Raw genomic sequence first — 20,496 nt, 5'->3', positions numbered from 1 at the left:
TCACATAACTTGAGTCGGCCACGCTCATGTTCCCGCGCTCTGTTCGCTGTTGGCGAATCATCGCAGCCGGATGCGGACGGCCAGGGCGGCGCATCCGATCACCACGGCGCCGCCCAGGACGGTCGACCACGTCAACCGCTCGTGCAGCAACAGCGCGGCCCAGGCGATGGTGAGCACCGGTTGGATCAACTGCACCTGGCTCACCTGGGTCATCGGCCCGATCGCGAGCCCGCGGTACCACGCGAAAAACCCCAGATACATGCTCACCGCGGCCAGGTAGCCGAACGACGCCCACTGCACCGGCGTCGCCTGCGGCGGTTGTTGGACCACGGACAGCGCCGTCAATGCCACCATCACCGGCGCCGCGACCACCAGGGCCCACGACACCGTCTGCCACGCGCCGAGTTCCCGTGCCAGCAGCCCGCCCTCGGCGTAACCGATGGCCGCCGCCAACACCGCGCCGAACAGCAGCAGGTCTGGCCAGCTCAGATGGCCGAAACCCGAGCCGTGCACCATCGCGAACGCGATGGCGGCCAGTGCCCCGGCCGCGGCCATCTGCCAGAAGGCGACCGGTGGGCGTTCGTGGCCGCGCAACACCGCGCACCCCGCGGTGGCGGCAGGCAGCAGGGCGACCACGATGGCGCCGTGGCTGGCCGGAACCACGGTGAGTGCGTACGAGGTCAACAGCGGAAACCCGGCCACCACGCCGGCGGCCACCACAACCAGCCGCAGCCATTGCCGCCTTGCCGGCAACGACTGGCGGGTGAGCGCCAGGGCGGCGGCCGCGATCGCCGCGGCGACGACCGCGCGGCCGGCGCCGATGAACAGTGGTGACAGCCCGCCGGTGGCGACCTTGGTGAACACGATGGTGAACGAGAAAGCCGTCACTCCCAGCAATCCCCACCACAAACCCGAGTGGGATAGCGCTGTCGCGTGATTCTGAGTAGCGCTACTCTGTCTCAACATGGATAACGATAGCACCGAGCGGATCGTTTCCGGTCTGCGTCGGTGGATCGCCAACGCTCCGGCGGGTGCCCGGCTGCCGTCCAACCGGGCCCTGGTGGCCGAATACGGTGCCAGCCCGGTCACCGTCGCCAAGGCCATGCGGACCCTGCGTGGCCTCGGACTCGTCGAAAGCCGTACCGGCGTGGGCACTTTCGTGCGCTCGGTGCGGACCGCCCGGCTGCCCGACTATGGCTGGCAGACCGCGGCGTTGAGGTCGCCGCAGGCGCGGATTCCGGCGTTGTCCACTCCGCTGCGCAGTGTGGCGCCCGACGTGATCGCCCTGCACTCGGGCTATCCGGCCGCCGATCTGCTCCCACGACGTCTGGTGCGCACAGCGTTGGCGCGGGTCGCCCGCACCGACGCGGCGTTGAGTCCGGCGCCGTCGCCGGGGCGGCCCGGCCTGCAGGCGTGGTTCGCCCAGGAGCTGGCCGAGACGTTCGGTGCCGACGCGAGTGTGCCGACCGCTCGCGAGGTGATCGTGCTACCGGGCAGTCAGAGCGGGCTGAGTTCGATCTTCCGGGCCCTGGTGGGGTTCGGACAGCCGATGTTGATCGAGTCGCCCAGCTATTGGGGAGCCATCTTGGCCGCGGCCCAGTGCGGGGTGCGGCTCGTGCCGGTGCCCAGTGGACCGAATGGCCCTGAACCCGAGGAGCTTTCGCGCGCCTTCGCCGAGACCGGGGCGCGGGTGTTCTATGCGCAACCCAATTTCGCCAATCCGACTGGCGCCCGATGGGGTCCCGATCTCGCCGAGCAGGTTCTCGAGGTGGTGCGCAGCCACGGCGCCTTCCTGATCGAAGACGACTGGGCCCGTGATTTCGCCATAGAGGGCACCGCGCGGCCGGTGGCGGCCTCCGACGAGGCCGGCCACGTCATCTATCTGAGGTCGCTGACCAAGAGTGTGTCGCCGTCGATTCGGGTGGGCGCACTGGTGGCCAGAGGTCCGGCGCGCGACCGCCTTCTGGCCGACCGGGGCGCGGAGTCGATGTACGTAAGTGCGGTGTTGCAAGCGGCCGCGCTCGAGGTGGTTTCGCAGCCGGCCTGGCGCACCCACCTGAAGGACCTGCGGCAGCAACTGCGAGCGCGCCGAGATCTGCTCGTCGCCGCCCTGGCCGAGCATGCGCCGTCCGCCCAGGTGGAGCGGGTGCCCCGCGGCGGGCTCCATCTGTGGCTGCGGCTGCCCGATGCGGTCAACCTGCAACACTTGGCGCGGGCCTGCGAGGCCGAGTCGGTGCTGGTGGCTCCGGGTGACGAATGGTTTCCCGCCGAGCCGTCGGGACCGTACCTGCGGCTGAACTACAGCGGTCCCGATCCGCAGCGTTTCGGCGAGGGAGCCCGGGTGCTCGGCCGGGCACTGGACGCGCAACTGGGCTAGAAAGGGCCATCGCAAGCTCACATGGGCTCAGCTCACATGTGCGTCGCCGGCATCGTGAGCACACCGTGACGGGCGCTTCACACGGCGCGACATTTCGGCAACGTCAGGTTCCTAACCTCGCCGTATGTCCTCAACACAGAACGTCGTGGTCGTCGGACACGGCATGGTGGGCCACCGCTTCGTCGAGGCGCTGCGGTCGCGTGACGCCGCAGGCACCTGGCGGGTCACCGTCCTGTCCGAGGAAGCCGACGCCGCCTATGACCGGGTCGGGCTGACCGGCTACACCGAGCACTGGGATCGGGCCCAACTGGCCCTGCCCGGCAACGACTACGCCGGTGACGACCGGGTGGACCTGCGTCTGGGATGCGCGGTCGCCGAGATCGACCGCGAGGCCAAGACCGTACGCACCGTCACCGGGGAGACCTTCGACTACGACGCGTTGGTCCTGGCCACCGGCTCGTACGCGTTCGTGCCGCCGGTGCCGGGCCACGACCTGCCGCACTGCCACGTCTACCGCACGCTCGACGACCTCGACGCGATCCGGGCCGGCGCCTTGGCCGCGCGCGATTCGAAGACGCCGGTCGGCGTAGTGATCGGTGGCGGCCTGCTGGGTTTGGAGGCCGCCAACGCGTTGCGCGCCTTCGGGTTGACCACCCATGTCCTGGAGATGTCACCGCATCTGATGGCGGCCCAGCTCGACCCGGCCGGCGGCGCCCTGCTGAACCGGATGATCCGCGGCCTGGGCATCGAGGTGCACACCGGGGTCGGCACCGAGAGCATCCACCCCACGCAGAAGAACAAGCCGCTGCGCAAATCCCAGACCGATGACTCGGTGCGGCTCTCGCTCAATGACGGCAGCACGCTGGATGCCGGCCTGGTGGTCTTCGCGGCCGGCGTGCGTCCCCGCGACGAACTGGCCCGTCAGGCGGGTCTCGACATCGCCCAACGTGGCGGTGTGATGACGGATTTGTCCTGTGTGACAAGTGATCCCGACATCTACGCCATCGGTGAGGTCGCGGCGATCGAGGGTCGGTGCTACGGCCTGGTGGCTCCCGGCTACACCACCGCCGAGGTGGTGGCCGATCGGCTGCTCGGCGGTGAAGCCGAGTTTCCCGGTGCGGACATGTCGACCAAGCTCAAACTGCTCGGGGTCGACGTCGCCAGTTTCGGTGACGCCCAAGGGCGTACGCCCAACTGCCTCGACGTCGTGGTCAACGATCCGGTCAAGCAGACCTACGCCAAGCTCGTCCTCTCCGATGACGCCAAGACGCTGCTCGGCGGCATCCTCGTCGGCGATGCGTCGGCCTACGGCGTGCTGCGGCCGATGGTGGCCAGCGAACTGCCCGGTGATCCGCTGTCGTTGATCGCACCCGCCCAGGACGGCAAGGCCTCGGGCCTGGGGGTCGGGGCACTGCCCGATATCGCGCAGATCTGTTCGTGCAACAACGTCACCAAAGGTGCTCTGAAGGAGGCCATCTGCGGGGGATGCACCGATGTACCGAGCCTGAAGAAGTGCACCCTGGCCGGTACGTCCTGCGGATCCTGTGTCCCGCTGATCAAGCAGCTGCTCGAGGCCGAGGGGGTCGAGCAGTCCAAGGCGTTGTGTGAGCACTTCAGCCAGTCGCGGGCCGAGCTGTTCGAGATCATCAGCGCCACCGAGATCCGTACCTTCTCCGGTCTGATCGAGAAGTTCGGCACCGGAAAGGGTTGCGACATCTGCAAACCCACCGTGGCATCGATCCTGGCCTCCACCAGTTCCGAGCACGTCCTCGACGGGGAACAGGCCTCGCTGCAGGATTCCAACGACCACTTTCTGGCCAACATCCAGAAGAACGGCAGCTACTCGGTGGTGCCGCGGTCACCCGGTGGTGAGATCACCCCCGAGCAGTTGATCCTGATCGGCGAGATCGCCAGGGATTTCGATCTTTACACCAAGATCACCGGCGGTCAGCGGATCGACATGTTCGGCGCCAGGGTGGAACAACTGCCGCAGATCTGGGCCCGCCTGGTCGAGGGCGGCATGGAGTCCGGTCACGCCTACGGCAAATCGCTGCGCACCGTCAAGAGTTGTGTCGGTAGCACGTGGTGCCGCTACGGCCAACAGGATTCGGTGAACATGGCCGTCGAGATCGAAAAGCGCTACCGGGGCCTGCGCGCACCGCACAAGATCAAGATGGCCGTCTCGGGATGTGCGCGCGAATGCGCAGAGGCACAGAGCAAGGACGTCGGCATCATCGCCACCGAACAGGGCTGGAACCTCTATGTCTGTGGCAACGGCGGGATGTCACCGCGGCACGCCCAGTTGCTCGCCGGGGACCTCGACGACGAGACCTTGATCCGCTACATCGACCGATTCCTCATGTTCTACATCCGCACCGCGGATCGGTTGCAGCGCACGGCCCCGTGGCTGGAAGCTCTCGATGGCGGGCTCGACCACCTGCGCGACGTGGTGTGCCACGACTCGCTGGGCCTGGCCGCCGAATTCGAGGCGGCCATGGAGCGTCACGTCTCGGGCTACGCCTGTGAGTGGAAGGGCGTGCTGGACGACCCGGAGAAGCTCTCGCGCTTCGTGTCCTTCGTCAACGCACCCGACGTCGACGATCCCACCATCACCTTCACCGAGCGGGCCGGGCGGAAGGTGCCGGCCAGCCCCGCGCACGCGGGGAGCACCAGCTTGGGTATGCCGTCGATTGTTCAGGAGGCGAAATGACATTGCTCGACGACCGCCAAGACGGGTACGCGCCGATGCTGTGGGCGTGGACCACGGCCTGCCGATATGACGTCCTGATTCCCTGCCGCGGCGTGGCGGTCCTGTTGCCCGACGGCTCGCAGGTGGCGTTGTTCCGCCTCGACGACGGATCGTTGCACGCAGTGGGCAACATCGATCCGTTCAGCGGTGCCGCGGTGCTGTCGCGCGGCATCGTGGGCGATCGTGGCGGACGGGCCACCGTGCAGTCACCGATCAAGAAGCAGGCGTTCGCACTCGACGACGGCAGCTGCCTCGACGACGACGCGGTGGCGATCCCGGTATACCGCACCCGGGTCACTCCGGGCGGGTTTGTTCAGATCGCGGCCTGATCGATCTCGTCGACGGTCCGGCTCCAGTGGGCGTCGCGTCCGGAGAGCTTGTGGCGTTGGACGTCGCCGCGGCGTTCGAGCACCGTGAGGTTGCGGTACACCGCCTCGATCACCACCGGTGCACGAAGGTGCTCATGGATGTCGTCCCGTAGCTGGGCAGTGGTCATCGGCCGTGACGCGCGTTCCAGGGCAGTGAGCAGGTGCTGACGCAGACGTTCGGCCGGGACCCGGTCAGCGGGTCGCACGGCCCTGTGCGCCGTCTCGGCGCTCAGCGTCCAGCGTTCTTGCCACCTGCACTTTTACCTGCACTTCCCTCAACAGTCCGATGGTCGGCATAACGATAGCTGAGTATTCGACCCCCATCTGACACGGTCTGCCGTCGGCAAACGCCGACCGCGAAGGCTAACTGGGTGAACCAGCTGGACAGAGGTACTTTCCTGGGAAAGTTTGCCAGTTTTGCTCGATGGGTACCCACTCGTCAGAGTGTGGGCAGCATCATCTTGGCTAACTAGATTAGTTCGCTGTGTGTGTTTACACTCCCTGGCAGGGAAGCGTCGCAAGAGGGGCTGACAAGGGATGTTCGCGCGTTCGGTGTTGAATCTGGTGGGGGCGGCAGCGATGCTGGGCGCACTCGCCGCGGCGTTCATGCCGCTGAGTTTGGATGCCGTGGATCGCACCGGTCAATCGATCCCGTGTGGTAGCGGTGCGAGCCCCAATTATGACGTCGCCGCCCAGCAGGATCGACTCAACCTGGACCAACACACGCTGGCTGGTCCGGGATTCGTGGCGAGCGATTACGTCGAGCAATGTTCGGCGTTGGTCGACGTGCGACGGTCCGCGGTCTTCTCGGTCGCCGGTGCCGGTGCCGTGCTGTTGGTGACGGTGTTCGCCGCGCCGCTCGTGTCGCGGTCGGTCCGGTCACGCCGCGGCAGGCAGGCTCAGCACGCCCGCACGGCGGAACCGGTTCGCTATCAGCCGGACCAGCCCCGGATGGGTACCGAGTGGTTCGCTGACGAGGTCAGCGCCGGATTCACGCAGCCGGTCCTGGAAAAGCCCCTCGGCCAGCAGGTAGGACGCCACAGCTATGCGGCGATCGCCGCGGCGGCGCTGCGCGGCGACAGCTTCGGCCACGCTCGGCGCCCCGGTGGCGGCGAAGGCCAGTTCTACGCGGTCGCCGGTCACCGCTGACAGCAGCGCGGCGGTGCGCCGCAGATCTGTCTGGGCACTTCGGTCTGACGTGCCTGCCGCCGCGAGGATCACCGAATCACCTGGACGCCAACCCGACTCACGGAGCCGGTCGGCAAGAACCCGCACGGTACCCGGGCACGGGCCCAGTGGTTCGGTGACGGTGACGGCCGGATGTGCACTGGCCGCCACGTGGGCGGGCACGTCGACCCGTACGTGATAGCCCGCGGCCAGGAAGGCCGGCACCACCACGGCCGGGCCGTCGGTCGGCAGCTCGGCGAGCACCTCGCTCGGGGTCGGCCCCACCACGTCGACGAACGAGACGTGCACGGGCCGGCCCAGCAGGCCGGACACCTGCCCGGCCAGATCCCCGATCATCGCGACGCCACCCGGCTTGCGGGTGCCGTGCGCCACCAGGACGAGGCTCATCGCGCCCGGGCCATCTCGGGCTCGTCCACGGCCAGTCGGTAACCCCGCTTGACGACGGTGGACACGATGTTCTTGTCGCCCAAGGCGGTTCGAAGCCGCAGCACCGCGGTCTCCACGGCGTGGGTGTCGGTGCCGGTGCCGGGCAGGGCGCTGAGCAGATCGAACCGCGAGACCACCGCACCCGGGCGGTGGGCCAGGGCCCGGATGGTCGCCATGGCGGCCGGGGACAGCGATTTCACCACACCGTCCACCACCACGCAGGTGCCCCGGATCTCCAGTGTGTGGCCGGCGACGCGCACCGTCCGCGCCTGCAGCAGGGGCAGTTCATCAGTGATGTGACGGGCCAAGGCCCCCAACCGCATCCGCTCCGGTGCCGAGGACGGTATCCCGAGCCGGACCAGGGGCCGAGCGGTGACGGGGCCGACGCACATCGCGTGGACATCGGTGCGCAGCGCAGCCACCACCCGGTCGGCCAGCCCCATCTCGGTGGCCCGCATCAACACCGAGGCGACTGCCATTGCCGAGGTGAAACTGACTGCGTCATAGCGTTTCTCGGCAATCCCGGTGACCATCTGATCGAATTCGCCGTCCCGGGGTGCGGGGTGCCAACGGTAGACCCGGATCGGCACCACCTCGGCACCGGCGGCCCGCAACTCGTCGAGAAACTCGGGAAACGGATCCCACTCGTCGGTGGCCCCGTGCAGCTGCACGGCCACGCGTTGACCCGCCACCCCCTGCTCGATCAGGTAGCGCAAGACTTCTCGGGAGGATTCGGATTCCGGTGACCATTCCTCGGGCAGGCCTGCGGCCCGCAGCGCCCCGGTGGCCTTGGGGCCGCGGGACACGATGCGCGCTGTGGCCAGGGCGTCGGCCAGGTTGCCGTCCAGCCCCCAGCCGTCGGCGGCGGCCATCCAGCCGCGGAATCCGATGCCGGTGGTGGCCACCACGATGTCGGGCGGCACCTCGATCAGCGCCGCGGTGTGCGCGCGGAGTTCGTCGTCGTCGGGCAAGGGCACCATGGTGATCGCGGCGGCACTGGTCACCGTCGCGCCGCGCCGGCGCAACAGCGCACTGAGCTCGTCGGCACGGCGGGCGGAGGTCACCGCCACCCGGAAACCGGTGAGCGGCGCCCAGTCGGGATCACTCATGTGTCCTGTGTAAGCAGGCGGTGTTTCCAAGGTGTTAACCTGCCATTGCTGAGGCGTGTCGGTCTGCGGGGACCGTGGTGACCTGCGTCGCAATCGGCCGCCGCACATACCGCAGCCAGGTGACCGCCGAGGCCAGCAGGTAGAACGTCAGGAAGATCACGAACGCCGTGGTCGCCGACCCGCTGGACAGGTAGGACTGGCGCAGGGCCAGGTTGATGCCGACACCGCCGAGTGCGCCGATGGCTCCGGCGAATCCGATCAGCGCGCCCGACATCGACAGTGACCACCGCTGCCGGTCCTCCTCGCTGAGATCGAGCGAGTGGCTGCGGGCTTCGAAGATCGACGGGATCATCTTGTACACCGAGCCGTTGCCCAGACCGCTCAGCAGGAACAGGGCGATGAATCCGATGACGTAGCCGACCATCATCAGGCCGTTGGCCGCGCCGGCGGAGTGATCGTCGACCACGCTGATCGCGACGAGCGACCCGGCGGCCAGGATCATGCCGCTGAACGTCGTCAGGGTGACCCGGCCGCCGCCGATCCGGTCGGCGAGCTTGCCGCCGTAGACGCGGGACACCGAGCCCAGCAGGGGACCGATGAAGGCGATCTGGGCGGCGTGTAGCGAGGCTTGTGCGGCGCTTTGACCGCCGGCGGCGAAGTTGATCTGCAGGACCTGGCCGAAGGCGAAGGAGAAGCCGATGAAGGAGCCGAAGGTGCCGATGTAGAGCAGGGCGATGACCCAGGTATCCCGTTCTGTCAGAATCGCTTTCATCGCCGACAGGTCGATCTTGTGTTGTTCGAGGTTGTCCATGTACAGGGCGGCGCCGATGCCGGCGATGGCCAGTGCGACGAGGTAGATGGCGCAGACCCAGTAGGGGGAGCGGTTGCCTGCGGTGGCGATGACGAGCAGTCCGACGAGTTGGATGACGGGGACGCCGATGTTGCCGCCGCCGGCGTTGAGGCCGAGTGCCCAGCCTTTGAGGCGTTGGGGGTAGAAGGCGTTGATGTTGGTCATCGAGGAGGCGAAGTTGCCGCCGCCGAAGCCGGCCAGCGCGGCGCACAGTAGATAGGGCCACAGCGGTAGGCCCGGATTGGCCAGCAGCACCATCGTTCCCACAGTGGGGATGAGCAGGACGAAGGCGGAGAAGACGGTCCAGTTGCGGCCGCCGAAGGTGGCGGTGGCCAGGGTGTAGGGGATGCGTAGGCAGCCGCCGACGAGGGTGGCGGTGGCGCCGAGCAGGAACTTGTCCCCGGCGGTGAAGCCGTAGACGGCCTCGGGCATGAACAGCACCATCACCGACCAGATGGACCAGATCGAGAACCCGACGTGTTCGGCGATCACCGACCAGATCAGATTGCGGCGAGCGATGAATTTGTTACCGGCCTCCCAGGCTTCGGTGTCCTCGGGATCCCAGTTGGTGATGCGATTCGACTTCAGCAGTGTGGGCATGGCGCAAAGCTAGAAAGCGTTTGTTGCGCCGGCGCTGCCCGCAATGACCCGGTGGTGAAATTCCGCTCACCTACGCCGGGACGGCGATGTGAGCCTGTGCCCGCTGGTGGTTACCAGACGTCGCCGTCGCGCCAGTCGCAGATGATCTCAGCGGAGGTGTCCAACTCCAGGCCGGCGGGCAGACCGACCGGCAGCACGAACACCGAATCGTCTTCGTCGGGGGTGCGGGTGACGCCGGTGGGCCGCAGCACCGAGGTCGGGCCCTGCCAGGGTAGCCAGCCGCGGGAGAGATACATGTGCCGAGCCGAGTCGCCCGAGCTCAGCGCGCCGATCTGATAGGCACCGCGCAGGACCTGCTCGACGGCGTCCATCACGGCCGTGGCCAGGCCCTGGCCGCGCCAATCCTCGCGCACCGCCACAGCTTCCACGTACCCACAGCGCAACGCGGTGTCGCGGTAGATCAGGCGCCGCTGCACCACGGCAGCATGCGCGATCAGAGCGCCGTGGTGACAGATGAAGGCATGCATGCCGCCGAGGGCGTGCTCCCAGTCGTCATCGGTGAACATGCCGTCGAAGGCCTCGATGACCATGCGGCGCGCGCCCTCGCGCGTCTCGTGATCGAGATCCGAGGTGTGGACCAGCCGCGCGGTGTGCAGGATCCCGCCGCTGATGCGCGGTGCACTGACATCCTGGAGGGGCACACCCCAAGTTCTACCAGCGCCACGCGGCGGTGTCTCTACCTAACCCTCGAACGGCCGGCGCGGGTGCGACCAGTGCAACCGCACGGTCTGCCCCGGACGGATCTGACCCAGTTTGTCGATGTCGTCGTCGGTCACCACGCCGATCACCGGGTAACCGCCGGTGACGGGGTGGTCGGGTCCGAGGATCACCGGAAAACCGTTGGGCGGGATCTGGATTGCACCGCGGGTGGCGCCCTCGCTGGGGAGCTGACGGTCGGGCCACCGGTAGTCCAGCGGCATACCGACCAGCCGCATCCCGACCCGGTCGCTGCGGGTGGTCACCTGCCAGTTGGTGCGGATCAGGACGTCGGGGTCGACGAACCAGTCGTCGCGTGGGCCGGGCACCACGTTCAGCTCGATCACGTCGTCGGAGATGGCGGCGACCGGGGCCTGATCGGTCTCGGGAAGTTCGGCGGTGTGCTCGCCGACCGGCAGCACGTCGCCCGGTCGTAGCGGCGCCGGTCCGATCGCCGACATCACGTCATAGCTGCGTGAGCCGAGAACGGGTTCGACGGCGATGCCACCGCGCACCGCGAGGTAGCTGCGCAGCCCGGAGTGCGGGGCGCCGAGCGAGATCACCTCGCCCTCACGCACGTGGTGAATGCTGTTGGTGCCGAACGGTATTCCGTTGACGGCCGGATCGGTGTCGGCGCCGGTGACGGCGACCGTCACGTCCCCGCCGCGCACGCGGGCCGAGAACCCGCCGAACATCACCTCGATGGTGGCGTGCTCACCCGGATTGGCCACCAGGCGGTTGGCCAGGGTGTGCGCCCGGCGGTCGGCGGCGCCCGAGCGGGTGACGCCGAGGTGGGCCTGGCCGGGGCGGCCGAGGTCTTCGACGAGGGCCAGTGGGCCGGTCCGCAGCACTTCCAATGTGGTCATGGTGTCCTCCTCGACGGCTAGCCGATGGCCCGGAACTGCACCCACGTGCCCGGGGTGAGCAGCGCGGGTTGGTCGCGATGAACGTCGAACAGCACCGCATCGGTGCGTCCGATCAATTGCCAGCCGCCGGGGGACTGGCGCGGGTAGATACCGCTGAACTCACCGGCCAGCGCCACCGCGCCGGCGGGCACGCTGGTGCGCGGCTCGGCGCGACGCGGCACCTGCAGTCGTTCGTCACCGCCGACGAGGTAGCCGAATCCCGGTGCGAAGCCCATGAATCCGACCTGCCACGGACTGCCGGTGTGGGCGGCGATGACCTGTGCCGGGGTCAGCCCGGTCATCGCCGCCACCTCGTGCAGGTCGTCACCGTCGTACACCACGTCGATGGTGACGTCCGCCCGTCCGCCGGCCGGGCGGACGGGAGCCGCGCCCGGTTGCAGCCGCAGCTTGCTCAGCCGTTGGCGGGTGGGCGCCTGGTAGCGCGGATCGGCCAGTTTGATCAAGATCGTGCGCGAGGCGGGCACGATATCGACCACACCGAGAAGTTGGGCCGCCGACAGCGTCGCGGTCCAGGCCAGAACATCGGCAGTGCTGTTGAACTCGAGCAGCAGAGCCTGATCGCCATAATCGCGGGCGGTGCCTGGGTCCAGGCTGGGTCCCGCCGCGTCCATCACCTCTGATGTCACACTCATGACCTGAAGCTACCCGCGGGTAGCTAAGAATGCTCCGGCTCTGTGAACCTTGCCAGAGGTGCCTTACCGAAGCCTCACACGGCGGCCTGATATGTCGGCTCTCGGCGCTTGATGACGGCGATGACGCGGTAGGTGATCGGCAGCATGATCACCTCGATTGCGGTCTTGTAGATCCAGCCCAGTGCGGCGTAGGTGACGAAGTCCCCGAAGGTGTTGATGCCGATCGCGCTGGCCGCGATGGCACAGAACACCAGGGTGTCGCCGAGCTGCCCGGCGAATGTGGAACCGACCAGGCGGGCCCACAGGTGTTTCTCCTTGGTCCGCTCTTTGATGGCGACCACCACCCAGGCGTTGATGGTCTGCCCGACGATGAACCCGGCCAGCCCCGCCACGATCAGTTGGGTGTAGGCGTGCACGACGTTCTCGAAGTGCTCCTGGTTGGTGTAGAAGTCCGCCGCAGGCAGATAGATGGTCACCCAGAAGGCCAAGGCGGCCAGCGCGTTCATCGAGAACCCGAGGAAGATGGCGCGGCGGGCGGCCTTGAACCCGTACACCTCGGACAGCACGTCGCCGATCACGTAGGTCAGCGGGAAGACGATGAAGCCGCCGTCGGTGATGATCGACCAGTTGCCGATGATCGGGCCGAAGGCCACGCCCTTGGTGGCGGTGACGTTGGAGATGATCACCAGCGCCGTGAACACGGCGACGAGCACCGGATAGTAGGCCGAGCCGACGATGGCGGTGCCGCGGTGCTCGTGTTCTCCGGTGTCGGTCACCGGGCCATTTTGTCAGGCCAGTGTCTGGTTCAGCAGGGTCGGTAGCTGGTCGGCCACCAACGGGTAGGACAGCGGCGAGGCGAACGCGATGGCCCCGGCCAGTTCTTTGGGGGTGAAGACATGCCGATTGCGGGTGCTTGCCTTGAGCCCGGCGATCACCGGATCGGCTAACAGGGCGTCGCGCTCCTGGTCGCTCTCGGTGGTCCAGATCAACACATCGGCGGCGTCGAGCACCGCGGCGATGTCGTCACGCGCAATCAGGTCGGGCGTCTCGGGGACGGTAAAGCCCATCTGGGTGAGAAATTCGGTGCGCCACCCGGTTCGGGACTGCACGCTGTCGCGGAACAGCGTGCCGCCCAACAACAGGGCTTTCTTTCCGGTGAACTGCGGGTTGTTGGTAGCGACGGCCTTGAACTTGTCGTCCACACCGGCGATCAGCCCGCTCATCGCGTCGTTCTGGAACACCGCCTGCCCGATGAGGGTGGCCTGATCACGCCACGGTTCGAAGAAGGCGTCCGGCCCGGACTGCGCGATCGTCGGCGCGATCTCGGACAGCTTGGCGTAGGTGTCGGCATCCAGGCCGGCGTTGGTGGCCACGATGAGGTCCGGTTTGAGGTTGGCGATCTTGTCGACCTGGATGCCGTCGGTCAGATCGAGCACGGCGGGTTGGGCGCCGCCGAGTCTCGGTTGCGCCCAGGGCCACACGGCGAACGGTTCGCCGCCGAACCACTCGGTGGTGGCGATCGGGACGACGCCGAGGGCCAGCAGGTCGTCCTGTTCGGTGAACCCGGCACTGACCACCCGTTGCGGCGGGCCGGGGATGGTGGTCTCGCCGAAGAGGTGACGGACGGTCGTCGAACCGTCTTTGGCGACTTCGCCCGGCTTTTGCGTGCTGCAGGCGGCGACGAGCGCCATCGTGGCGGTGACCGTGAGAAATCCTCGCCGTGACCAAGTTGTCGGCACTTAGCCAGGGTAACCGCTACCCCGTGGTGAAACCGCCGAACAAGACCGTGGCCGACCCGAGTGTCGATTGTGCTCCGCGAGAATCGAACTCGGATACCGTTGGCCGGATATCAGGCGACGCTGATCGTGACGTCGATGTTGCCGCGGGTCGCCTTCGAGTACGGGCAGACCTGGTGTGCGTCATCGGCGATCGCCTGGGCTGTCTCGCGATCGATTCCGGGGATGGTGACGTTCAGCCGCGCCCGCAGTGAGAACGCGCCGTCGGCATTGAGCAGATCTACCTCGGCGTCCACGGCAGTCTCGGCGGGCAGCTTCACGTTGTGCTTTCCTGCCGTCAGGCCCATGGCGCTCAGGAAGCATGCCGACCAGCCGGCCGCGAACAACTGCTCGGGATTGGTGCCGGAGCCGTTGCCGCCCGGCGGGGTCAGCTGAATGTCGAGGTTGCCATCGGAGCTGTAGGCCTCACCCTGTCGGCCACCGGTGGTGTGGGTTTGAGCGGTGTATATGACGTTGTCGGTCTGGGTGGTGGTCACTGCGGTCTCCCTCATCTGGGTGTCGCGTCCAAGCGGATGCGTTAGAGAGAACGCCCGAAGGTGCCGATTCAATTCACGGACAGACCGTGGCCGCCGTCTCAGGGACCACCAGCACCGGTGTGGTGGCATGCGCGACGACGGCGCCGGCCACACTGCCTTCGAAATGGCCCAACAAGCCGCTGCGCCGGTGCGGTCCGACCACGATGAGGCTCGCGTTGTGGTCACGGGCGGTCGCGACGATGCCCTTCCAGATGGGGGCGGCCTCGACGGCCACGCTGCGCGCCGAGAATCCGGCCCGAGCGGCGATCGAGGCGCCGTGGGCGGCTGTCTGCTCGGCGGCGCGACGGACCTCGGTGGCCTGATCGGCGTCGAAATGCGTTGGCTCACTTGGGGTGAACCCGACGTCGACGGGCTGCCACACGCAGACCACGAGTGCGTCGCGTCCGGCCGGTAGTTCGGCGGCGGCCTGCTCGATCGCGCACCCGGCGCGGGCCGAACCGTCATAGGCAAGCAGCACCGGACCTCCCGCCGAGGTTTCGCGGGGCGGCGGCGTCACTAAGGGGCGTGCGTGCTCGGGGACGGCCGGTGCAGGCAGATTGGGCCGGAGCCGGGCCAGCAGTGGCGGTGAATACCAGGCCGGGGATTCGCCGTCGAGGAACGTGTCGAGGTCAGGTTGCTGCGGCCGCGCCCCGCTGAGCGCGTAGACGACCACGCCGAAAACAGCGCCGCCGACCGCCAACCCGAATCCGATCCACAGTGCGTCGACGGCGCCCGCGGTGAGTCCACCGGCAGCGTTGGCGGCGAAATACGCGAAGATCGGCGCCACCATGAAGGCGGCCACCGCACGCAGCAACTCGATGATCGCGAAGACCCGCTGCAGGCTGTTGGACTGTAGTGAGAACCCGGCGACGAACAGGGCCGGGGCCACGGTGGCTCCGAGCGCGAGTCCGGTCAGCGCCGCCCCGAGCAGAGCCAGCGGCCGGTTGCCGGGCAGGGCGAGCAGGAACACCAGGATTCCGGCGGCCAGCAGTCCCATGCCGACCAGTGGCAGGTAGTGCATCGCGCGGCGGGTGATGACGAATCCGAACACGAAGGCCATCACGACGGCGCCGGCGAGCTCGGGCAGATACAGCAGCCCGACCTGCACCGGGCTGTCGGTCTGCATGAAGACCTGGGCCGTCAGCGCGGTGGCCGCGACCGACGCGGCAGCCGCAAACAGCGCGACGCCCACGCCGGCGACCGGGATGGAACTGGTGAGCATGGTGCGGATGGTCAGCAGCGGTCGGCGGGCCCGGAACTGGTAGACCATCAGCATCACGATCAGCGCCAGGCCGCCGAGCATCGGTGCCCAGGCCGCCGGGTCGGTGATGTCGTGACTGGTGAGTTGTGCGGCACCGATGAAGGCGGCAGCGCAGCCGACCGAGGCCAGGCCGATGGCCTTGAGGTCACGCGGGGCGTCGAGATCGGCCGGCGGGGCGTCCTCGAAGGTCAGGGCCGCCATGATCAGGGCCGTCACCGCGATGCCGGCGATGATCCAGAACAACGGCCGCCACGCCTGCGCCTCGGCCTGCAGGCCACCGATGAACGGACCCAGAGCGACGGCTCCGAACACGCACATGTTCATGATCACGGCGGTGTAGCGCAGCTTGTCGCGCGGGAAGCCGATGGTCAGCGACGGTGCCGCCGCGATCAGCAGCATGCTGGTGGATAGCCCCTGCAGCACGTGACCGCTGACGAACATGACCCCGTTCTGCGCCGATGCGGCCAACACCGACCCGAGGACCAGCACGACCGCATACGCCAACAGCATCCGGCGCTGAGGCAGGTGCTGGGCGAACTGGACGGCCAGCACCGTGCCCACCGCATAGGCCGCGTTGCCCAAGCCGAAGCCCAGGCTCATCGCCTGGGCCGTCATGTGCAGTTCGGAGGAGATGACCGGCACCAGCGGCTCCACCGCGGCCGAGAGCGCCAGATAGGGGATCAGCGCCAGGCTGACCATGGCGGCCGCGGCGGGGTAGCGGCCGGCGAGTGGTCCTTGACGCATCAGCGCCGCCCGTCGCTGTCCGTCGGATACGCGTCACCCGGGAAGGCGGTCTGAGGGCAGTCAGTTAACGGGTTCGGTGGGCACACGTGCCCGTGAAAGTGCCCACAATGCGGAATTCATTCCCAAATCAACGAAAGTGTGACGCGGGCTACGTCGTGAGTCGGATCTTGAGGTGGTCTCCGGACCGGGACATGGCGGCCGCGTAGCCCTCGGCCGCGTCGTCGAGCGGCAGGGTGTCGGTGAAGATGCCGGCGACGTCCATCCGGCCGGCCTGCAGCAGGGGGACGAGTTCCGGCCAGGTCTGCTGCACCGGCGCGGTGGTGAGCCGGACGGTCAGGCTGCGGATCAGACAGGCCAGCGCCGGCAGCGGGTAAGGCTGCAGATCGTGCACGCCGACGATCGAGACCGTACCGCCGGCACGCACCGCCTCGATCGAGTCGTTGAGGGAGGCGTCGGAGCCGACCGCGTCGATCACCGCATCGACACCGGCGCCTCCGGTGGCCGCACGGATCGCCTGCACCGCGGGCGGGGCGATCCCCACGGCACCCCACTTCTCCGCACGGGCCCGCCTGGTCTCCACCGGGTCTACCGCGAAAACCTGTGCGGCCCCGAGTGTCAGCGCGCTCCGCAGCGCACACATGCCGACCGCGCCCAGCCCGACGATTGCCACCGAACCGCCGACGGGGATGTCGGCGCGTCTGGCGGCCGCCCAACCGGTGGCCAGGTTGTCGGTCAGCAGCAGGGCTTGCTCGGTGGTGATGCCGTCGGGGACGGCCAAGAGTTGGAAGTCAGCGGCGGGCACGGCGAGCAGTTCGGCCTGGGCGCCGCCGAGCGCACCGGAGCCGAAGATCTGCGGCCCGTGCACGCAGCGGATCGGGTCATGGGTGGCACACCCCGTGCATTTTCCGCAACCGGCGACCGAGGACACCAGAACCCGGTCACCGGTGGTGAATCCGGTTACCTGCGAGCCGGTTTCGACGATGGTGCCGACGGCTTCGTGTCCCAGTGACACCGGCTCGACGATGGGGTAGTGGCCTTCGAGGAAGTGCAGGTCCGAACCGCAGATGGCGGTCGATTCCACTTTGACGATGACGCCGTCCGGGCCGGGCAGCACCGGGTCCGGTCGGGTCTCGACGTGGATCGTGCCGGCGTGATCGACAACCACGGCGCGCATCAGGCCTCCTCTACGGTGAAGTCGGACCAGATGGGTTCGTTGATGGCAGAGCGGTATTCGCTCAGCCGCCACGGGCTGACGGTGTGGATCTCACCGTCGGCGTTCTTGAAATAGGAGTGTGTGATCGACGGGTGTGCCCACACGGTTTGGCGGATCTGCTCTTGGGAGCGCTGGTGCCATTCCTTCGTCGGCTCGGGTAGCGGTTCCATGGACTTGGCGCGCGTGGTGATGAGATGTTCCAGGCACTGGTTGATGTAGCGCATCTGCAGTTCCGAGTTGAGGATCAGGCTGCCGCCGTGCGCCAGGTGGGTCCCGGGCCCGTAGGTCATGAAGAAGTTCGGGAAGCCCGGCACGGTGATCCCGCGGTAGGCGTACGGACGCTGCCCCCACACGTCATGCAGGTCGACCCCGTCGCGCCCGGTGATCGTCATCGGAAACAGCACCTCGGTGGCACGAAAACCCGTGGCGTACACGATGATATCGACGTCATAGCTCTGTCCATCGGCGGTGACGACGCCGGTGGGGATGATGCGTTCGATCGGGGTGCGGACCAGATCGACGTTGTCGCGTTTGAGGGTGGCGAGCCAGCTGCCGTTGTCCTGCAACGTGCGCTTTCCGGTGGCCGGGTAATCGGGCAGCACCTTGGCCAGCAGCTCGGCATCGTCACCGACCTGGGTGGTGATCCAGTCCGTGAACATGATGCGGGCGATGGCGTTGATCTCGCTGACCGCGTTGTTCTGGTCCTCGTAGGCGGGGTCGACCCGAGCTGCGTCCAATCCCTTGTCGGCTCCGGGCCACAACAGCAGGAAGCGGTACCAGCGGCCGTAGTAGGGAAGGTGTTCCATTGCCCAGCGCACCCCGTCGGCAACGGGCTCGTGATACATCGGGTTGGGAAACATCCACTGCGCGGTGCGCTGAAAAACCGTAAGGTGCGCGACCTTGCCGGCGATGGCCGGGGCGATCTGGAAGCCGCTGGCGCCCGCCCCGATCAGGGCCACCCGCTTGCCGGTGACGTCAACCTCGTGGTCCCAGGACGCCGAGTGAAAGGCCGGTCCGGCAAAGGTTTCCGCGCCGGGAAAGTCCGGGATCTGCGGACGGTTGAGCTGGCCGACGGCGGTGATGACGGCGTTGGCGTGCAGCGTCTCGGTTCCGGTCGCCGATTGCACCGTGACATCCCAGTGGTCGGTGTTCCAGGTGGCCGAAACGACTTCGGTGTTCCAGCGAATGTTCGGTTCCAGTTCGTGGCGGTCCACCACATCTTGGAAGTACTGACGTAGCTCGGGCTGCTCGGCGAAGAAGTGGTCCCAGTGGTTGCTGGGTTCGAAGCTGTAGCAATAGAAGTGGTTGGCCACATCGACACGGGCGCCGGGATAGCTGTTCTCCCACCAGGTCCCACCCGGGCCGGCATTTTTTTCCACGATCGTGAAGTCGATGCCGGCCTGCTTGAGCCGGACCCCGGCCAACACGCCGGATTCTCCGCAGCCGATCACGATGACGTGAAAATTTTCTGCGTCGTCGAGCATGTTGGGCCGGCGCGGGTCGACGCCCTCGAGGTCGAGTTCTTCGAGCATCAGCGGCACGTTGTCGTCGTCGACCGGCTCACAGGCCGCCCAGTCCAGCATCTCGCGGACCAGTTCCGTGGGTAGGGGATCCGGGACCGGACAGCCACGATCGCGGTAGTCGGCGATCACCGGCAACGCCACTTCACGGACCCGGGCCTTGTCCTCCTCGCTCATGAAGCCCTGGACCTCGTTGAGGAACAGCCCGGCCTGTTTGAACTCGCGGATGAAGCGCGGATCACCGGTGATGTGCACGAGCGAGAGCAACAGCGTGGGGATGCTGACCTGCTCCAATGCCGCCGCGATCTCGGCATCGGACGTGGTGAACGGTTGGCCGACGTGGAAGCTCCGGGTCACGCGTCGTTACGCTACGCGGGGTAGCGTTATGGGGCAAGAGGTGTCAGTTGCGGTGTCGGGTGCAAAAGTCGACGTCGTTTTGCAATTCAGGAAGCCACACGATGTCGTAAGCGGCGGTCGGACTGCAAAAACCCCTGGCTTCTGGCTTGCATCGGTGGGATGCTGGAGCAGCGCAATGAACCACCGTGCTGTGTGCGCCAGGTTGTGAGATGCCAGCCAATGTTGAGGTTGATGTTGGTTCCGCGGTCGTAGAGTTCCGGCCCGCGGCCGGGCAAGCGGTGTCTCAGGTCGCCCGACGAGTGTCTGTAGCTTCGCTGTTTGAGGCGGTGCCGTGGCGGACGTTCCGTTGGTACAAGGGGCAAAGGCACTATTCGGGCAAGTACTGGTCGGTCACGGACAACGATCACGTGATCTACGAGTCGCGCTTGGAGCTCAGTGCGGCGCGAATGGCCGACTTCGATCGCGCCGTGCAGCAGATTAAGGCCCAGCCGTTCCTGTTAACGGCCATTGTGAACGGGCGTAGTCGATCGCACGTCCCGGACTACCTGCTGAAAACGGACACAGGGCCGGTGCTCGTCGATGTGGTACGCGGCGAACGGCTTGGGGTCCCCAAGATTCAGTTGTTGTGCGACTGGACTCAACGAGTCGCGGAGTCGCTGTCTTGGCGTTACGAGGTGGTGTCTGAGCAGCCGCCTATCTTGCACGGCAATGTCAGATTTTTGGGGCTCTTGTGACGTTTCCGTGGGTGGTTTGTTGATTTGAGGTGGGCGCACGTCGTTGCGGCTCTAGGTTTCTGGCTTGTCGAAGGTCAGGAACCAGCCGAGGAGCAACGACGTGCGCAATGTGAGGTTATTTCGTGCGCTGCTGGGTGTCGACCAGCGCACCGTGATTGAGGGCGTCGAGTTCGAGGAGTCCGAGGCGGTTGACGCTGTCGACATCACGCGGGTGGTGGTGGCGGTACGGCCGCGCAGCGGTGTCTCGCGACGCTGTGGGCGCTGCGCGCGTAAGGCACCCTGGTATGACCGGGGCGAGGGCCGCCGTTGCTGGCGCGCTCTGGACTGGGGCACGGTCCAGGTTGTTTTGGAGGCCGATGCGCCGCGGGTGAATTG

General features: G+C 67.3%; 19 protein-coding genes. 5 read left to right on the top strand and 14 right to left on the bottom strand.

Features of this window, described 5'->3' with window-relative positions; all coding sequences use genetic code 11:
* Positions 1-57 precede the first annotated feature (57 nt).
* Positions 58-966, bottom strand: coding sequence for a DMT family transporter (locus A5699_RS25525; RefSeq protein WP_067775783.1), 909 nt, complete (start codon positions 964-966; stop codon positions 58-60).
* Here A5699_RS25525 and A5699_RS25520 point away from each other — a divergent pair.
* The 3 genes from A5699_RS25520 to nirD all read left to right on the top strand — a co-directional run bounded on the left by A5699_RS25520 (position 965) and on the right by nirD (position 5,455).
* Positions 965-2,377, top strand: coding sequence for a PLP-dependent aminotransferase family protein (locus tag A5699_RS25520; protein ID WP_082957879.1), 1,413 nt, complete (start codon positions 965-967; stop codon positions 2,375-2,377). The two genes, A5699_RS25525 and A5699_RS25520, sit on opposite strands and share 2 nt — an antisense overlap.
* Positions 2,378-2,501: 124 nt before the next feature.
* Positions 2,502-5,087, top strand: coding sequence for a nitrite reductase large subunit NirB (gene nirB / locus A5699_RS25515; protein ID WP_067775780.1), 2,586 nt, complete (start codon positions 2,502-2,504; stop codon positions 5,085-5,087).
* Positions 5,084-5,455 carry a nitrite reductase small subunit NirD gene (gene nirD / locus A5699_RS25510; protein ID WP_067775777.1) on the top strand — a complete coding sequence of 124 codons (372 nt, stop codon included), beginning with the start codon at positions 5,084-5,086 and terminating at the stop codon, positions 5,453-5,455. The genes nirB and nirD overlap by 4 nt, the downstream gene beginning before the upstream one ends.
* On the opposite strand, the gene A5699_RS25505 is transcribed toward nirD, so the two are convergent.
* From A5699_RS25505 to A5699_RS25445, 13 genes are all read right to left on the bottom strand, one after another.
* Positions 5,440-5,700, bottom strand: coding sequence for a Fur family transcriptional regulator (locus A5699_RS25505; protein WP_067775774.1), 261 nt, complete (start codon positions 5,698-5,700; stop codon positions 5,440-5,442). The two genes, nirD and A5699_RS25505, sit on opposite strands and share 16 nt — an antisense overlap.
* Positions 5,701-6,373: 673 nt before the next feature.
* Positions 6,374-7,069, bottom strand: a complete 696-nt coding sequence (locus A5699_RS25500; RefSeq protein ID WP_067775771.1) for a sirohydrochlorin chelatase — start codon at positions 7,067-7,069, stop codon at positions 6,374-6,376.
* Complete coding sequence (locus tag A5699_RS25495) at positions 7,066-8,217, bottom strand: uroporphyrinogen-III synthase (protein ID WP_067775768.1); 1,152 nt, start codon at positions 8,215-8,217, stop codon at positions 7,066-7,068. Before A5699_RS25495 ends, A5699_RS25500 begins: the two co-directional genes overlap by 4 nt.
* A 34-nt stretch (positions 8,218-8,251) precedes the next feature.
* Positions 8,252-9,667: a NarK/NasA family nitrate transporter gene (locus A5699_RS25490; RefSeq protein ID WP_067775766.1), complete on the bottom strand. Its 1,416-nt coding sequence runs from the start codon at positions 9,665-9,667 to the stop codon at positions 8,252-8,254.
* Positions 9,668-9,777: 110 nt separating this feature from the next.
* Complete coding sequence (gene aac(2')-Ib / locus A5699_RS25485; protein WP_067775763.1) at positions 9,778-10,368, bottom strand: aminoglycoside N-acetyltransferase AAC(2')-Ib; 591 nt, start codon at positions 10,366-10,368, stop codon at positions 9,778-9,780.
* A 39-nt stretch (positions 10,369-10,407) separates the two neighbouring features.
* Positions 10,408-11,289, bottom strand: a complete 882-nt coding sequence (locus A5699_RS25480) for a 5-oxoprolinase/urea amidolyase family protein (protein ID WP_067775760.1) — start codon at positions 11,287-11,289, stop codon at positions 10,408-10,410.
* 17 nt (positions 11,290-11,306) lie between these two features.
* Positions 11,307-11,981, bottom strand: a complete 675-nt coding sequence (locus tag A5699_RS25475) for an allophanate hydrolase subunit 1 (protein ID WP_231965828.1) — start codon at positions 11,979-11,981, stop codon at positions 11,307-11,309.
* 74 nt (positions 11,982-12,055) lie between these two features.
* Positions 12,056-12,757 (bottom strand): queuosine precursor transporter, encoded by a 702-nt coding sequence (locus A5699_RS25470; RefSeq protein WP_067775757.1) that lies wholly within the window; start codon positions 12,755-12,757, stop codon positions 12,056-12,058.
* Between the two features lie 12 nt (positions 12,758-12,769).
* The gene (locus A5699_RS25465; protein WP_067775754.1) at positions 12,770-13,720 is read right to left on the bottom strand and encodes an ABC transporter substrate-binding protein; all 951 of its coding nucleotides are present in this window, start codon (positions 13,718-13,720) and stop codon (positions 12,770-12,772) included.
* A gap of 110 nt (positions 13,721-13,830) precedes the next feature.
* Complete coding sequence (locus tag A5699_RS25460) at positions 13,831-14,268, bottom strand: organic hydroperoxide resistance protein (protein WP_067775751.1); 438 nt, start codon at positions 14,266-14,268, stop codon at positions 13,831-13,833.
* 58 nt (positions 14,269-14,326) lie between these two features.
* On the bottom strand, positions 14,327-16,297 hold the full coding sequence (locus A5699_RS25455) for an MFS transporter (RefSeq protein ID WP_067775748.1): 1,971 nt from the start codon (positions 16,295-16,297) through the stop codon (positions 14,327-14,329).
* A 148-nt stretch (positions 16,298-16,445) separates the two neighbouring features.
* Positions 16,446-17,471 carry an alcohol dehydrogenase catalytic domain-containing protein gene (locus tag A5699_RS25450; protein ID WP_067775746.1) on the bottom strand — a complete coding sequence of 342 codons (1,026 nt, stop codon included), beginning with the start codon at positions 17,469-17,471 and terminating at the stop codon, positions 16,446-16,448.
* Positions 17,471-19,387 (bottom strand): NAD(P)/FAD-dependent oxidoreductase, encoded by a 1,917-nt coding sequence (locus tag A5699_RS25445; RefSeq protein WP_067775743.1) that lies wholly within the window; start codon positions 19,385-19,387, stop codon positions 17,471-17,473. The genes A5699_RS25450 and A5699_RS25445 overlap by 1 nt, the downstream gene beginning before the upstream one ends.
* Before the next feature lie 209 nt (positions 19,388-19,596).
* Between A5699_RS25445 and A5699_RS25440 the strand changes: the two genes are divergently transcribed.
* Together A5699_RS25440 and A5699_RS25435 are read left to right on the top strand one after the other, a co-directional pair.
* The gene (locus A5699_RS25440) at positions 19,597-20,121 is read left to right on the top strand and encodes a TnsA-like heteromeric transposase endonuclease subunit (protein ID WP_067775740.1); all 525 of its coding nucleotides are present in this window, start codon (positions 19,597-19,599) and stop codon (positions 20,119-20,121) included.
* A 100-nt stretch (positions 20,122-20,221) separates the two neighbouring features.
* A partial coding sequence (locus tag A5699_RS25435; RefSeq protein WP_197508392.1) for a transposase family protein occupies positions 20,222-20,496 on the top strand: 275 nt, incomplete at its 3' end.

This window comes from Mycobacterium sp. E802, assembly GCF_001666875.1.
Lineage (GTDB): Bacteria > Actinomycetota > Actinomycetes > Mycobacteriales > Mycobacteriaceae > Mycobacterium.
Note: the sequence above shows the minus strand (reverse complement) of the source record. Positions and strands in the feature narration are given on the sequence as shown.